The organism is Enterococcus sp. DIV1368d (assembly GCF_050542975.1).
GTDB classification, from domain to species: domain Bacteria; phylum Bacillota; class Bacilli; order Lactobacillales; family Enterococcaceae; genus Enterococcus_D; species Enterococcus_D casseliflavus.
Genome location: NZ_CP172939.1, coordinates 932127 through 947450 on the forward strand (window position 1 = coordinate 932127; position 15324 = coordinate 947450).

10 protein-coding genes are annotated in these 15324 nt (G+C 42.1%); 8 read left to right on the plus strand and 2 right to left on the minus strand.

The genetic code is table 11. The annotated features are described in order from the left end of the window. Window positions 1–2 precede the first annotated feature (2 nt). On the plus strand, window positions 3–2588 hold the full coding sequence (locus tag IGJ44_RS04415; protein WP_167827126.1) for a glycoside hydrolase family 38 C-terminal domain-containing protein: 2586 nt from the start codon (window positions 3–5) through the stop codon (window positions 2586–2588). A gap of 102 nt (window positions 2589–2690) precedes the next feature. Next, complete coding sequence (locus tag IGJ44_RS04420) at window positions 2691–3545, plus strand: GRP family sugar transporter (RefSeq protein WP_156236009.1); 855 nt, start codon at window positions 2691–2693, stop codon at window positions 3543–3545. A gap of 166 nt (window positions 3546–3711) precedes the next feature. On the opposite strand, the gene IGJ44_RS04425 is transcribed toward IGJ44_RS04420, so the two are convergent. Beyond that, window positions 3712–4680, minus strand: a complete 969-nt coding sequence (locus tag IGJ44_RS04425; protein WP_074536510.1) for an AraC family transcriptional regulator — start codon at window positions 4678–4680, stop codon at window positions 3712–3714. A 152-nt stretch (window positions 4681–4832) separates the two neighbouring features. Between IGJ44_RS04425 and IGJ44_RS04430 the strand changes: the two genes are divergently transcribed. Together IGJ44_RS04430 and IGJ44_RS04435 are read left to right on the plus strand one after the other, a co-directional pair. Continuing rightward, a complete protein-coding gene (locus IGJ44_RS04430; RefSeq protein WP_074536509.1) occupies window positions 4833–7490 on the plus strand; it encodes a cadherin-like beta sandwich domain-containing protein in 2658 nt (885 codons plus the stop codon). Next, complete coding sequence (locus tag IGJ44_RS04435) at window positions 7487–9301, plus strand: beta-glucoside-specific PTS transporter subunit IIABC (RefSeq protein ID WP_167827124.1); 1815 nt, start codon at window positions 7487–7489, stop codon at window positions 9299–9301. The genes IGJ44_RS04430 and IGJ44_RS04435 overlap by 4 nt, the downstream gene beginning before the upstream one ends. Before the next feature lie 55 nt (window positions 9302–9356). Here IGJ44_RS04435 and IGJ44_RS04440 read toward each other — a convergent pair whose 3' ends face one another. Next, window positions 9357–10238: an AraC family transcriptional regulator gene (locus IGJ44_RS04440; protein ID WP_074536507.1), complete on the minus strand. Its 882-nt coding sequence runs from the start codon at window positions 10236–10238 to the stop codon at window positions 9357–9359. A gap of 199 nt (window positions 10239–10437) precedes the next feature. Here IGJ44_RS04440 and rhaB point away from each other — a divergent pair, with 199 nt between their 5' ends. The 4 genes from rhaB to fucO all read left to right on the plus strand — a co-directional run bounded on the left by rhaB (window position 10438) and on the right by fucO (window position 15171). Then, on the plus strand, window positions 10438–11853 hold the full coding sequence (gene rhaB / locus IGJ44_RS04445) for a rhamnulokinase (protein ID WP_205821379.1): 1416 nt from the start codon (window positions 10438–10440) through the stop codon (window positions 11851–11853). Next, window positions 11850–13103, plus strand: coding sequence for an L-rhamnose isomerase (gene rhaA, locus IGJ44_RS04450; protein ID WP_074536505.1), 1254 nt, complete (start codon window positions 11850–11852; stop codon window positions 13101–13103). Before rhaB ends, rhaA begins: the two co-directional genes overlap by 4 nt. Window positions 13104–13110: 7 nt before the next feature. Continuing rightward, window positions 13111–13935, plus strand: coding sequence for a rhamnulose-1-phosphate aldolase (gene rhaD / locus IGJ44_RS04455; RefSeq protein ID WP_074536504.1), 825 nt, complete (start codon window positions 13111–13113; stop codon window positions 13933–13935). 84 nt (window positions 13936–14019) lie between these two features. Further along, complete coding sequence (gene fucO / locus IGJ44_RS04460) at window positions 14020–15171, plus strand: lactaldehyde reductase (protein ID WP_074536503.1); 1152 nt, start codon at window positions 14020–14022, stop codon at window positions 15169–15171. Window positions 15172–15324: the final 153 nt, after the last annotated feature.

Consider the following 15324-nt stretch of genomic DNA (forward strand, 5'->3'; position numbering starts at 1 on the left):
CTATGACAAATGTACACATAGTAAACCACACCCATTGGGATCGTGAATGGTATTTTACTTCAATGGACTGTGTCGTTTTGAGTGATCAATTATTTAGTGATGTACTAAAAGAACTAAAGAGGCAACCGACTGCTTCTTTCGTGCTAGATGGACAACTGTCTATTCTAGACGATTATTTAGAACTCTATCCTGAGCGCTTGACTGAGGTCAGAGAGTTGATCGCCAATGGTCAATTGTTCATCGGTCCTTGGTACACCCAAACAGATGCCTTTTTTGCTTCTGGTGAGTCCATCATTCGAAATGCCATGATTGGTATATTTGATAGCAAAAAATATGGCAGCTATATGCCGATCGGCTATTTGCCAGATACATTTGGTTTTAATGCTCAAATGCCAACCATATTGAACGAAGTTGGACTTGATAACATTATCTTTTGGCGAGGCATCGATTTAGGGGAACAGGTCAAATCCCCTTACTTTAAATGGACGAGTTTAAGTGGGCAAGATTCACTGTATGCGGTGAATTTTCCTCAAGGATATGGTGCACAGCAGCAATTGGAGCCAACGAGCAGTTATGTAGATGGCAGACTCGATAAAGGTGTCGATTTTATTAAGAGCTACGCGAATGAACCTGAAATCTTGATTCCAACTGGAAATGATCAGTTAGGCATTGTTTCTGCCATAGAAGAAAAACTAACGAAAATCAATCAGCTTGGAAAATACAAGTATCAATTGAGCACCTATCCAGCATTTATGGAGATCGTCCGTCAAAAAGAACTGGAAGTTTATCAAGGAGAGTTTCGTGCACCGGTTTTTGCTCGGGTCCACAAAACAATTGGTTCTGTACGAATGGATCTGAAACGTGAGATATTTCGATTAGAAAACAAATTAGTCTTAGAAATTGAACCAATGCTAGTTATTGCGAAAGATTTAGGGGTTGAATTAAGTAATCGATTGCTAATGAAAGCTTGGAAAAAGTTATTTGAATGTCAAGCCCATGATAGTTTGGCAGGCTGTGTATCAGATAGTGTTGCTCAAGATATCAGTCATCGATTAAAAGAAATCAGTGAGATTTGTGCTAGTATTGAAAATTTGATTTTAAAAAGAATCAGTGAAGGACTCGCTTTACAAGCCAATCAATTTCTGATTCTTCATCCAACACCAGTGCCATTTCAAGGGGAGAAATTCGTTAAGATCGTATCCAGAACCAACAATATCAAGGTTATTGGAGCTGATTCATCTGTTCTTGAAGCAGTGTATATCCCAAGCAGGAAAAATATTATGGAAGAAACGCCTGCTGGCAACCGTTTTATTGAAGAAGAGGGGTATTATCTGTTAACTGTTCAAGTGACTTGTGCCTTTTCAGGCCTTGGTTATCGAGTCTTTACATTTGAAGAGCAAGAGACAACTCCCGAATTTTCTTTAGATCAAAACCCATGGATTAGAAATGGGAAATATACGCTTTCCTTTGAAGACGGCCACCTGATTTATTCAGATGGAAAACAACAGATCGTGGATTTCTTGTCGATCATCGATGATAGTAATGCCGGTGATACGTATGACTATTCGCCTATTTTGAATGATCAACCGATCACGCTTTCTTTTGCCAGCTGCAAAGGAAAGCAAGAAACGTTGGTTTTGGAAGGAAGTTTAAATTTACCGTATACGATCGAAGAACGGATGAAAGGGATCGCCACCAAAACATTCGCCTATACATTGATCCTCCAACTGACAAAAAACGGTGAGGTAAACGCAAAGCTACGTTTTAAAAATACGCTTTTAAATCATAGGATTCGAGTGAAAGCTCGACTAAACAAGCCGATAGAAAGAGCGGTTGCAGCCATTCAATTTGGTTATCTTGAAAAAAGAAATCAAACACTGGAAAATTGGCAAGAAAAATATGCAGAAAAACCCGTCAATATTGAACCATTTGAAAAACAAGTGGTTGTTTATGATCAAGAAAACGCCCTCGTTTTTTATAGCGAGCAGAGCAAAGAGTATGAATATCTCGACGACTCCTTATATGTAACGGTACTAGCTACAACCGACTCCCTTGGAAAACCGGATTTGTTGTATCGACCAGGTCGCGCTTCTGGCGATACAACCAAAAAGGGACATATTATGATGGAAACGCCTCTTGCTCAAATGGAAAACTATGAGATGGTCTTCGATTTTTCCCTGCGAGTTGCATCAACAGCTATTTCTGAAGAGTTGTTGGCTACTTGGAAAACTGTTAAAGAACAGCCATCGATTTCTTATCAATTACAAGATTTGAATTACTTTATTTATCGCATAGATAATAAAATTCAAAAGCGCATTGATCCATTATCTCTGACCGACATGTCTCTTTCTTTGTTGTCCTGCAGCTTAGAACCAGGTGTGGGAGTCAGTGCGCTTCATAATGCGTATTACTCTGAGGGAATCGTTATCCGTTTCGTCAATTCAACAAACAAAGAACGATCTCTTGAGCCCAAAAAATTATTTAATGGGTACGCATATCAACGAATCAATGCATTAGAAGAACTGCTTGAAGCGGATCATATCATCCATGCTTATGGGGTAGCAACCTATTTATTAACTAAAAAATAGGAATAAAGAACACAAAATTTGTCGAGAAGGAATTGCTTCTGTAACGTTTTCCTCTACAAGATTTTGTGTTCTCGCTTTTTACAACGTTTAGAAGGAGTTTTTATGTCCGTACAACTTTTATTGCTTGCCTCACTGCCTGCACTAGGATGGGGCTTAATGCCAATCGTCGCTAAATTGATGGGAGGGAAATCAGAGGAACAACTGCTAGGAACAACAATCGCAGCCTTGATTTTCGGTAGTGTATTTGGTTTTTTGAATCAAGTGAGTTATGCCATGGTGCCATTTTTCATCAGTTTATTATCTGGGGTTTTTTGGGCTTGCGGACAATACTTCCAATTTCTCGCTTTGGAAAAAGCGGAGGTTTCTAAAGTAATGCCCGTCTCCGTCGGTACCCAATTATTATTTGTTACATTAGCATCTGGCTTCTTTCTCAAAGAATGGAAAGATTTAACGACGGTAATTTTTTCAATCATGGCACTAGGAGTCATCCTAACAGGTGTTTTCCTTGTAACTAAGACAACTCATCAGAAAACAAGCTTATCACAGCAAGTACTTCTTTATCTATGTTGTTCTTCAGCTTTTTTGATGCTATATGTGACAGTCACTGGTCTGTTTCAGATAAGTGGCGCACAGATTTTCTTGCCTCAGGCAGTAGGGATGTTTCTCGGGGGAAGCGTGATTTCCTTGAAAAGTAAGAAACAACTGCGTTTCCGCAAAATAATCCGCAATTTAGGTACTGGTAGCACTTGGGTTCTCGCGAATGCTTCGTTATTCGCTGTGTCGTCTTCTTTGGGTGTAGGCGTAACCTATTCATTTTCTCAAATGAGCTTACTTGTTGCCACCTTTGGAAGTATTATTTTCTTAAAGGAACGAAAAGTTGGCAGAGAAAAGCAATTTGTTGCTCTTGGTAGCTTGCTCTATATTGTTGGTGTATTAGGGATGAGTTGGTTGAAATAAATTTATCAGTTGAGCAATTTTAGTTAGCGACCAATAAAATAGCAGATAATAGTTTAACAAATAAATAATTTCAAAGAGTGGGTAGCCACTCTTTTTTTGTTTTGTTTAGAACATGAATATTTACCTTATGCCACATTTTTTTATTTAAACAAGTAGCGACATAGGATCACTTTTTCTTCTTCGGTGTATGCCCATAATAAATTTTGTATTTTTTATAGAAAAAAGTGATATTGGTGAAACCTGCTTCAGCCGCACATTGGGTGATTGGTTTGGTGGAGGAAGCAATTAAGTTGTGGGCGAGATTCAATTTCTTTTCGATAATCAATTCGGTCAAATTTTTACTAGTTTCTCGTTTGATCAATGCACTTAGATAGGAAGGAGAATAGTTAAAAAGGGTGGCGAGTTTTGGCAAAGTAACTGTTTGGAAGTTCTCTTCGATATAGGTCAAGATCGCTAAAATGTGCTGTTTTTTTGCCGCTTCTTGCTTGTTGGTCTGATAGTCGAACTCACGCACGAGAAAAGTGAAAAGAATGGCTATTAGATTGCTGATGATTCGTTTACTGCCAATGGCTTTTTCATAAGTTTCTTTCAGCATTTCTTGAATCACAGCATGGATCCGATCATCTTTATTGTTCTTAAAGACAATATATTGGTCATGCGCGTGTTTGTCTGACAATGCAGTCAGAACGAAATCAAGCACGACCCCTTCATTAAACTGTTCCCGACTGATCAATTGAGCGAAATAATCCCGCTTGATCAAAAGATTGATCAAGACATCTTCTTCACCAGTCATTTCAATCGAATGTGGAATTCCAGTATCAATCAAACAAATTTGTCCTTTTGTCAGCGTAACTTTCTGATCATCGATCAATTGGATGCATGTTCCTGAGTAGATATAATTTAATTCGATAAAACTGTGGTTATGATAAGGAACTGGACTGAAGCGGCTTTGCTTTACCAGAGTAAAGTTTTCTTGTTCTTCTATCAGATTATCGAATAAGTAAACTTGTCGGCCATTGATCGTCACTTTTTCCAGCTGTTTATAATAGTCAGAAAGGTGGTTTGGATGGTCTCTGTGATAGCATTCTCGCTCAGATAACTGAAAAAGCTTTTTTTCCATTTCTTCGGTTGTCATTATGATCCCCTCCTTTCGTAAATCTAAAAATATGATAATTATCTGCAAAGAAGATGACATTGTTTCAATCTGCAGAATTGCTTATGATACATTTGAAAGCGTATTTATTATGATTTTAAATGAATTTGGATGAGAAAGAAAGAGGAATTTGTATGAAAAAGATAACGAATTTATTGAACGAAAAATATGATAATCATATTTTTCCGTTTTTATGGATGCATGGAGAAGAGAAGGAGACGATTCAAACTTACATCAATAAAATTTCCGAAGCCGGCATCCGATCTGTCTGCATCGAATCACGCCCTCATGAAGAATTTTTGAAAGTGCAATGGTGGGACGAGTTGGCGATCATCATTGAAGAGTGTGAAAAAAGACAAATGACACTTTGGATTTTGGATGACAAGCACTTTCCAACAGGCTACGCCGCAGGAGAAATTGAGAAGAATCATCGACATTTGCAGAAAGAATTTTTGAATTTTCGTCAATTTGATTTTGTAGGTCCCAAAAAGAATGCTGGAATTATGTTGGATTGGTGTTTCAATGCAGAGCGACCGAATATTTTGAATTCCGAAGGGGAAACGGTTAAGGAGAGTGGCAAATCGTTTTTTTCTGCTGAAATCATCAGCGCCGTTGCGGTCAAAAAAACTGGATTTAAGCAGATCAGCGAGGAGGAGTGGATCGACCTTACAGACTCAATTATTGATGAGACATTGTATTGGTCTATTCCTGAAGGAGAGTGGAGTATCTTTGTCTTTTACACGACACAAGAAGGCGGGGAAGCTTCGACACAAGGGTACTTGAATCCTTTGGTACCAGAAGCAACAGATGTTTTGCTGGAAACGGTTTATCAAAGTCATTATCAACACTTTGGAGAGAAATTTGGCACAACGATCCAAGGATTTTTCTCAGATGAACCGCGGTTTGGGAATATCAAGGGTCCTGATGCAGTCCTTGGAAAAGTAGATATGCCATTGCCGTGGCGGTATGATTTGTTGATTTTGTTAGCAAACCAGCTAGCCATATCTGAAACTGAGCTGCGAGGGCTTTTGCCGGCTCTCTATCGTGGTGAATCAAAACAGGCGGCTAAGATTCGTTACAATTATATGTCGTTGGTTTCTGAGCTATATAGTCAACACTTTTCTCAGCGGATCGGACGTTGGTGTCGTGAACATAAAGTCGACTATATCGGACATGTGATTGAGGATAACAATGCCCATGCACGTTTAGGCTATGGGGCAGGTCACTTCTTTCAATCGATGAAAGGTCAATCGATGGCAGGAATCGATGTCGTTTTGCATCAATTGATGCCGCAACAAAATGATGGATACTTTGAAGCCATGACATCTACTGGCTGGGATGGTGAATTTTTCCATTACGCATTAGGGAAAATGGGGGCGTCTTTAGGAAACTTAGACCCTGTGAAACAAGGTCGAACGATGTGCGAAGTATTCGGCGCATATGGTTGGTCAGAAGGAACCAAACTGATGAAATGGCTAACCGATCACATGCTGGTGCGAGGGGTCAATCATTTTGTCCCTCATGCCTTTTCAATGAATGACTTTCCTGATGCCGATTGTCCGCCGCATTTTTATGCGCAAGGCCATAATCCACAATTTGAGGGCTTCAAACAGCTGATGACGTATATGAATCGTTTGAGTTATCTATTTAGTGACGGGAAACATCAAGCGGACATTGCTGTGCTGTACCATGCTGAAGCGGAGTGGGCAGGCACTTATATGCCGATTCAAAAAGTTGCTCGTGAACTGATGGAACATCAATACGAATTTGAAATCGTTTCGGTTGAGATGATGCTTGATGCGCAATATACGAATCGAACGTTTGTCATCAATGAGCACGCCTTTCAAACACTAGTCATTCCATATATTGAGCGAATGCCTGATTCATTGATCAAAAAGCTGACAGCTCTCGCAGAATCTGGTATTCAAATTATTTTTATTGAGGAGATGGTGAAAGAATCCCTTGAACAAACTCTGCTTACCCATGAGCTTCGGCTTCTCGATCGTCTGACAGAAGTAACGCCGCTCACAGCACTTACTGATAATGCTGGCTTGAAGGTACGGGATCGTTTAGAAACGTCAAAAGCTCTGCCGTATTTGCGGTACTATCATTATCAGCAGCAAACAGATGAGGTATTCATGCTTTTCAATGAAAATGACAGTGAATCGCTGCAGTTTCAGGCTGTTTTTCCTGCTGAGAAGCCTTTAGTTCAATATGATCCAGTAGAAAATAAACTGAAACCTGTGTCATATAAAAATGGCAGCTATGAGATTCATTTAGCACCAGCAGAGAGTCTGATTCTTTTTGAAGCTACCTCGGAACAACCATTGCGTATTGAAAGAAGCAAACCAATGAAAGAAGTTCATCTAAACGATCAGCCATGGCAAGTCACTTTCGAAGGAATCGGGAAAGAGCAAGTAGCAGTTGCCTGTCAAAAACAATATTCGTCACTGCCTTTACTGGGGGTCGGTGATGACTTCAGTCGGTTTAGCGGGAAAATCACTTATACCGTGGACTTTCCTAAAGCAGTAGGAGAAGTTTTATTAAGTATTGAAGATGCTTCAGAAGTTGTGACTGTTTCAGTCAACGGTCATTGTGTAGGCACAAGAATCAGTACACCGTATACATTTGAGTTGACGGACCTGCTTCAAGAAACGAATAATTCCATCCAGATTGAAGTGATCAATAGTTTAGGTCGCAGTATGAGGGATTATCTTTCGCAATTTGTCCTGCTCGAGCCTTTGGGGATCACTGGAGAAATCAAACTTTTTATTGAGGAGGAGCAAAAATGAACAACCAGCAGTTGGCAACAGATATTTTGAAGGAAATTGGTGGAAAAGCCAATGTCGAATCGGTAACCCATTGCGTCACACGTCTGCGCTTTGTATTGCATGATACCGGTATTCCAAATAAGGAGACGATTGCTAGTCTTGACGGAGTGATCTCAGTCGTTGAACAGGGCGGACAGTACCAGATCGTCTTAGGAAATCGCGTGAACGATGTCTATGATACGGTCCTGCAACAAGTTGGCGAACTAAAAGAGGACAATACTCGTGAAAAAACAAAAAAATCTCTTTTTGATCAATTTACCACCACGATTTCAGGGATTTTCACGCCAGCTTTAGGCGCCATGGCTGCGTCAGGAACGATCAAAGGGATCTTGACGATTTTATCAGTAACAGGTATTTTGTCAGAAACTTCGGGAACCTATATCGTTTTGTACGCATTGTCTAATGCTTTCTTTTACTTCATGCCAATCTTATTAGGTGCTTCGGCGGCAAATTATTTTAAATTAAACAGCTATGTCGGAATGTTGATCGGGGCATCGTTGATCTATCCTACTTTGCTCCCGTATGCGACAGAAGGTAGTTTGACTTTTTTGTCGATTCCCGTGAATATGATGGACTATACTTCTTCCGTTTTTCCGGCAATCATTGCTGTCTGGGTGGCAGCCCAAATCAATGGTTTCGTTCAGAAATGGCCGTTGAAGGATTTGCGATTCATGGTACAGCCTCTTATCGTGTTGCTAGTTTCTGTCCCCCTTGCCTTGCTGGTCGTTGGTCCAATTATATCCAACTTATCCAGTCTACTGGCAACGCTTGTAAATAATGTTTATCAATTCAGTCCGGTTTTGGGTGGGCTGGTGATTGGGGGACCATGGATCTTGATGGTCATGTTCGGATTGCATTGGGCATTCATTCCGATTTTTCTTAACAACATGGCGATGCAAGGATTCGATCCTGTGATGGGTCTGCTCCTAGCGAACCAAATGGCAATGGCTGGAGCTGTCGTGGCGGTTGGTCTACGAACGAAAAATGATAAAACGAAAGCACTCGCATACTCAACAGGTCTGACAACCTTGATTGGTGTCAGCGAACCAGCATTGTACGGGGTATTACTTCCTTATAAGCGTCCGCTGATCGCTGCTGTTATCGGTGGAAGTTTAGGTGGTGTTATTGCAGGATTTATGCAGACAGTGCAGTATTCTTTTGGTGGTTCGGGATTATTGGGTATTCCTTTGATCATCAATCCAGCAGGAATCGATGGTGGATTTTATGGTGGGATCGCTTCGCAGGTAGTAGGGCTTGTTACGGCATTTCTAATCACCTATTTTTGGGGGATTATAGAACCTGAAAAAAGTAAAACAGTCAAATCAAAAGAATCAGTGAATACAAAAATCAATTTTCAAGAAGTCGTTCAAGGAGAAGTCGTTCCCTTAACTGAGGTTCCTGACAAAGTTTTTTCAGAAGGCTTGATGGGGCAAGGTAAAGCTGTCAAACCGGAATCAAATACCTTTTATGCCCCTTTTGATGGCGTGGTCACTGCTTTATTTCCGACAAAGCATGCGATCGGCTTGACCAGTGATCAAGGCGTTGAGCTTTTGATCCATATCGGTGTTGACACCGTAGAGCTAGAAGGCAGGCACTTTACGACCCTTGTTGAAGCAAATCAAGCAATCAAAAAGGGCCAGCCCCTGATAAAAGCCGATCTCGCAGCTATCCAAGCAGAGGGATATGCGACCATTACGCCAGTTGTGGTAACAAATGCGTCAGCATTCGAAAAGATCATGAATGAAAAAGAGTCTCTTATTGTTGCTAACTAAAATGTTAGATTCAATGCAAAAAAACATGAAATCAGTGAATGATTTCATGTTTTTTTTACCGCCCATTCTCCGTCTGTCGATAATCACTAGGTGAAATGCCGACTTTTTTCTTGAATAAACGGCTGAAATAGGCGGTGTTTTCGATGCCGATCGCCAATGAGATCTCTTTGATGGAAAGCCGAGAATAGCGCAAAAGGTCTTTCGAATAAGAGATGCGTTTGCTGATCTGGTACTCGATGGGGGGCAAGCCCATATATTTGGAAAACTCCTTGACGATTTGATACTTATTGATATGATACCTTTCCTCCAAAGATTCCAAGGTGATCCCTTGACGGAAATCTTCTTCTAGCTGGTCACGAATCTGCAAAATATAAGGCGGGATCTCACTATCCGAAAAATCGAGATGATATTTTTGCAGGAGCAGTTCATTGAGCAGCTGATGGATCAAAACAGAGCTTTGGAAGGCAGTTTTCGCATTTGGTTCTGGCTGTAGCATCAATAATTCTTGTAAGACCAAATGGATCGGATTTTGGCGGCTGCTGGCAGGATTGGTGTGAAAAACTGGACTGCCATTTTTGAGGAATTCCTCATAAAACGCTGCGACGTTGGCGCCATATAGATGGATCCAGTCCATTTCCCAGGGCTCTTGACTAACGGTGCGGTAGTACTGATAGTCTAGACAGTCGATAAAAAACACATCACCTGCTTTCAATTGATAGCTTTTTCCTTTGTAGCGCAATTCACCGCAGCCGGACAATGTATATTTGATCAAATAAGAAGGCAGGTTCTCTCGTTCTGTAAAGTAAGGTTTGCTGGCTTTGAAATAGCCGATTTCTTGAATGTAATAGAAAAGTTCACGCTGCTTTTGGGTTGAAGTATTGATGTAACGCAGTGAATCGGTTGACCATGAGTGGTTGGCTTTTTCCCAGTAATCCATCGGATCCTCCTTTTTACCAAGATTGTGCAAGTCTTTATCAAAATTGTGTGATGAAACTCGTTGATTGTCAATCTAAAATTGAGGCAACAAGAATGAATCAGTGAATTGCAATCGATTTATTTTTAAACAAGATAATGAAAGGTGGAGACCAGTGAACACATTTATCGCAATCGATATCGGTGCATCAAGCGGTCGTCTGATGCTGAGCCGTTGGGAAAATGAGCAGATCACTTTAGAAGAGATCCATCGCTTTAAAAACGGCTTTCGTCCTCATGAAGGCTTTGACCGTTGGGCGATCGATTATTTGATCCAAGAGATTTTAGTAGGACTGCAAAAAGTGAAACAAGCAGGTATCAATGACTGCTTCGTCGGAATCGACACCTGGGCAGTGGATTACTGTTTGATCGATCAAGCAGGCGAACGTTTAGGCGACCCAGTCGCTTATCGAGATAGTCGCACCAATGATGCGATCGCAACTTTTGGTCAGCGCTATTCTTTGCAAAAACTGTATGAGAAAACAGGCATTCAGTTGCAGCCCTTCAACACGATTTTTCAGTTAGCCACAGAAGAAGCGCAACTGCTGCAAAAAGCCGACAAGCTGCTGCTGATTCCAGACTACTTGGGCTACGTTTTTACTGGCAAGATGGTCACGGAAAAAACCAATGCTTCGACGATGCAGCTTCTAAATGCCAACACCCAAACATGGGATACAGAATTGTTAGCTGAGATTGGCGTAACAGAAGGACTATTCCCACCATTGGTTGATGCTGGAACGGTTTTAGGCACACTGCAAACACAGAAGTTTCCAGCCTATGATTTGCCACAAGCGACCTTTGTCACTGTCGCTAGTCATGATACGGCATCAGCGATCATCGGTACACCTGGAGAGGGGGCAGATTGGGGCTACATCAGCAGCGGGACTTGGTCATTGCTGGGGATCGAAACCAAAGTACCCAATGTTTCCCTTGCCGCCTTTGATGAAAATTATACGAACGAATGGGGTGCCCACAACACGATTCGCTTTTTAAAAAACATCATGGGCATGTGGCTGATCCAAGAAGTGGCTCGGCAGCAAAACTATCAGTATTCCTATGCAGAATTGGCGGAATTGGCGCAAGCCACGCCTGCTTTTCAACAGTTTGTCGATGTCAATGATCCTCGTTTTTTGAATCCAGAAAACATGATTACTGAACTGCAAGCGTATTGTCGAGAAACCCAGCAGAAAGTTCCAGAAACCGCAGGGGAACTGGCTCGCTGTGTGTATGATAACTTAGCGCTTTGTTATGCCAGTGAATTACAAAAGCTGGAACAGCTGACAGGTACGACGAGCAAGCTGCAAAAATTGCATATCGTGGGGGGCGGTTCCAACAATCGCTTTTTAAATCAACTGACGGCTGATGTTGCGCAGCTGACGATCGAAGCTGGCCCAAGTGAAGCAACGGCGATCGGTAATCTTTTAATGCAGATGATGAGTGCTGGCATCTTCACGTCGCTGGCTGAAGCACGCCGTGCGGTCAAACACTCATTTCCTTGCAGTGTTCATGAACCACAGCCTTTTGATCACAAGATTTTAAGCAACTATCAACGTTTTATAGAAGGAGTAGGAAAAAAATGACAACGATTCAACAGCGTTATGAAGAAGCTAAGACAGCATATGCCAAATTAGGCGTCGACACGGATGCGGTTTTGAAAAAATTAACCGATGTGAAAATCTCGATGCATGTTTGGCAAGGGGACGATGTCCAAGGATTTTTGAGTGATGAAGCATTATCTGGTGGGATCTCTGTAACGGGGAATTATCCTGGTGCTGCCCATACCCCAGAGGAGTTGCGCCAAGATTTAGAAAAAGCCTACTCTTTGATTCCTGGAAAACACAAATTGAACCTTCACGCCATCTATTTAGACACCGAGGAAGCAGTGGATCTAAATGAATTGGAGCCGAAGCATTTTGAAAAATGGGTTGCTTGGGCGAAGGAACAAGGCTTAGGTTTAGACTTCAATCCAACCTTTTTCTCACATCCCATGTTCAAAGATGGCTTTACCCTTGCTTCACCAGATGAAGAAGTTCGTCAGTTCTGGATCGAACACGGCAAACGTTCTCGTCAAATCGCTGCTTATATGGGGAAAGAAACTGGGCAAGTCTGTGTCAATAATTTCTGGGTGCCAGATGGCTACAAAGACAACCCGATCGATCGTTTTACACCACGGGAACGCTTGATGACAGCATTAGATGAGATTTTTGCTGAAGAATTGCCAGCGGAATACACGGTAGATGCCGTGGAAAGCAAGTTGTTTGGTCTTGGTGCCGAAGCCTACACCGTCGGCTCTCATGAATTTTATATGGGCTATGGCTTGACGCGCGATAAATTGATTTGTTTGGATGCTGGACATTTCCATCCAACCGAAGTGATCTCCAATAAATTGTCTTCATTGGCACTATTTAGCAAAGGCATTTTGCTGCATGTCAGCCGTCCTGTACGCTGGGATAGTGATCATGTCGTGATCATGGACGATGAATTGCAAGAGATTGGCCGCGAATTAGTTCGCAATGACTTATTGCCAAAAACCAACATTGGGTTAGATTTCTTTGATGCGACGATCAATCGGGTCGCTGCGTGGGTGATCGGGACGCGCAATACTCAAAAAGCGTTGCTAAAAGCGATGCTAGAACCGATCGAAGAACTAAAAGCAATCGAATTATCAGGTGATTTCACCACTCGTTTAGCCATGACGGAAGAATTAAAAGACTATCCGTATGCAGATGTTTGGAATTACTTCTGTGAAAGCCAAGGGGTACCAGCAGGTCTGGATTGGCTATCAGAAGTGAAAGCCTATGAAGAAACCGTCTTAAAAGCCAGAAAGTAGGAGAACGATGAAAAAGATTGATATTTTACAAGCGAATTTTGTACAAGAAATGATGGAAACGACAGCAAATCTTTACCGTTTAGGGTGGGATGAGCGCAACGGCGGCAATATTACTTACTTATTAACAGAAGAAGAGATCTTGCCTTTCATCGATCCGCAAAGCGTCTTGCGGGAAATTCCCATGATTTTTGATGCCACGGCATTAGCTGGCAAGTACTTTATCGTGACAGGTTCAGGAAAATACTTTAAAAATGTAGCGGCACATCCAGCGGAAAATCTTGGTGTGATCCGAGTCAAAGAAGATGGGCAAACATTGGAATTGCTTTGGGGCTTGGAAAATGGTGCGGTGCCAACGAGTGAACTGCCAAGTCATTTCATGAGTCATATTGCTCGCTTGTCGGTCGATCCAGAAAACCGAATCATCATGCATAACCACGCATCGCATCTTTTAGCCATGAGTTTTACCCATGAGTTGGATGAACGCAGTTTCACGCGGACCTTGTGGCAGATGTGTACGGAGTGTTTGGTGGTCTTCCCAGAGGGTGTTTCCATCATTCCTTGGATGGTTCCAGGAACGAATGAAATCGGCGAAGCAACGGCTGCTAAAATGAAAGAAACCCGTTTGGTTCTTTGGCCACAACATGGCATCTACGGTGCTGGCAAAGATATGGACGAAGTCTTTGGCTTGATTGAAACGGCAGAGAAAGCTGCGGAAGTGTACACCTATGTCAAAGCGCAAGGCCCAATCTTACAAACCATTACAGATGAAAATCTGAAAAAATTGGCTGACGCTTTCAAAGTCACTCCCCGAGCAGGCTATCTTGAGGTATAATCAATGGTAGAAGAATAGAAAAGGCTTTCAGTCTTTTCTGTTTAAAAGATATTGTGAATAAACAAACAAATGGAGGTAGGAAGAATGGCAAATAGAATGATTTTGAATGAAACATCGTATTTTGGAAAAGGAGCGATTGAGAACGTACCGACCGAATTCAAGACACGAGGGTTTAAAAAAGCGGCAGTGATCACCGACAAAGATTTGGTGAAATTTGAAGTTGCGACCAAAGTGACGAAATTATTGGATGAAGCAGGTGTCGATTATGCGTTATATGATGGGATCGTGCCGAACCCAACGATCCAAAATGTCAAAGACGGCTTAGCCTTTGTCAAAGAAGCCCAAGCCGATTGTATCATTGCGATTGGCGGTGGTTCACCGATCGATGCGGCAAAAGCGATCGCGATCATTGCTACGAATCCTGAATTTTCCGATGTGATTAGTTTGGAAGGCGTGGCAGACACGAAACATCCATGCTTGCCGATTTTAGCGGTACCGACAACTTCTGGGACTGCAGCCGAAGTAACGATCAACTATGTGATTACAGATGAAGAAAATCATCGGAAATTTGTTTGTGTGGATCCTCACGATATTCCTCTGGTAGCCTTTGTGGACAGCGATATGATGATGGGGATGCCTAAGAGCTTGGCAGCCGCAACGGGAATGGATGCCATGACCCACGCCATCGAAGGCTTCATCACCAAAGGCGCTTGGGAAATGACTGATATGCTGCACATCAAAGCAATCGAGATCATCGGCCGCTCATTGAGAGATTCCGTGAATGGCGATCAAGCAGGACGAGAAGCGATGGCGTTAGGACAATACATTGCCGGTATGGGCTTTTCAAACGTCGGCTTGGGCTTAGTCCACGGCATGGCCCATCCATTATCCGCTTGGTACAACATTCCTCACGGAGTAGCGTGCGCGTCCTTGTTGCCAACCATCATGAAATACAATAAAGACTTTACGGGTGAAAAATACCGTGAGATCGCGATCGTTTTAGGCATTGAAGGGGCAGAAACGATGTCACTTGAAGACGTCCGAGATGCTGCTTGCCAAGCAATCGATCAGTTAAGCAAAGATGTGGGCATTCCAGCGACCATTTCTGAATTAGGCGTCAAAGAAGAAGATATCCCAGCCATCGCCAAAGATGCCTTGAACGATGTCTGCACACCAGGCAACCCGCGGGATACGACTTTAGAAGAGATTATTGAGCTTTATCGTTCGTTGATGTAAAAAGCTCAAATCATTCCTTTCAATGAGAGTGGTTATTTCGCTTGCTGCACAAGCCGTTTAAACCTAGATTGTTTTTTAACGGGGGTTGAAGGGTTTCGATAAACGGCGTTTTCCTTCTCGTTTTATTGGAACTAGCAGCTTTTCTTTTCTTAT

Coding starts and splice junctions, on each gene's coding strand:
- IGJ44_RS04415 (WP_167827126.1), top strand. CDS start 3: ATGACAAATGTACACATAGTAAACCACACCCATTGGGATCGTGAATGG.
- IGJ44_RS04420 (WP_156236009.1), top strand. CDS start 2,691: ATGTCCGTACAACTTTTATTGCTTGCCTCACTGCCTGCACTAGGATGG.
- IGJ44_RS04425 (WP_074536510.1), bottom strand. CDS start 4,680: ATGACAACCGAAGAAATGGAAAAAAAGCTTTTTCAGTTATCTGAGCGA.
- IGJ44_RS04430 (WP_074536509.1), top strand. CDS start 4,833: ATGAAAAAGATAACGAATTTATTGAACGAAAAATATGATAATCATATT.
- IGJ44_RS04435 (WP_167827124.1), top strand. CDS start 7,487: ATGAACAACCAGCAGTTGGCAACAGATATTTTGAAGGAAATTGGTGGA.
- IGJ44_RS04440 (WP_074536507.1), bottom strand. CDS start 10,238: ATGGATTACTGGGAAAAAGCCAACCACTCATGGTCAACCGATTCACTG.
- rhaB (WP_205821379.1), top strand. CDS start 10,438: ATGCTGAGCCGTTGGGAAAATGAGCAGATCACTTTAGAAGAGATCCAT.
- rhaA (WP_074536505.1), top strand. CDS start 11,850: ATGACAACGATTCAACAGCGTTATGAAGAAGCTAAGACAGCATATGCC.
- rhaD (WP_074536504.1), top strand. CDS start 13,111: ATGAAAAAGATTGATATTTTACAAGCGAATTTTGTACAAGAAATGATG.
- fucO (WP_074536503.1), top strand. CDS start 14,020: ATGGCAAATAGAATGATTTTGAATGAAACATCGTATTTTGGAAAAGGA.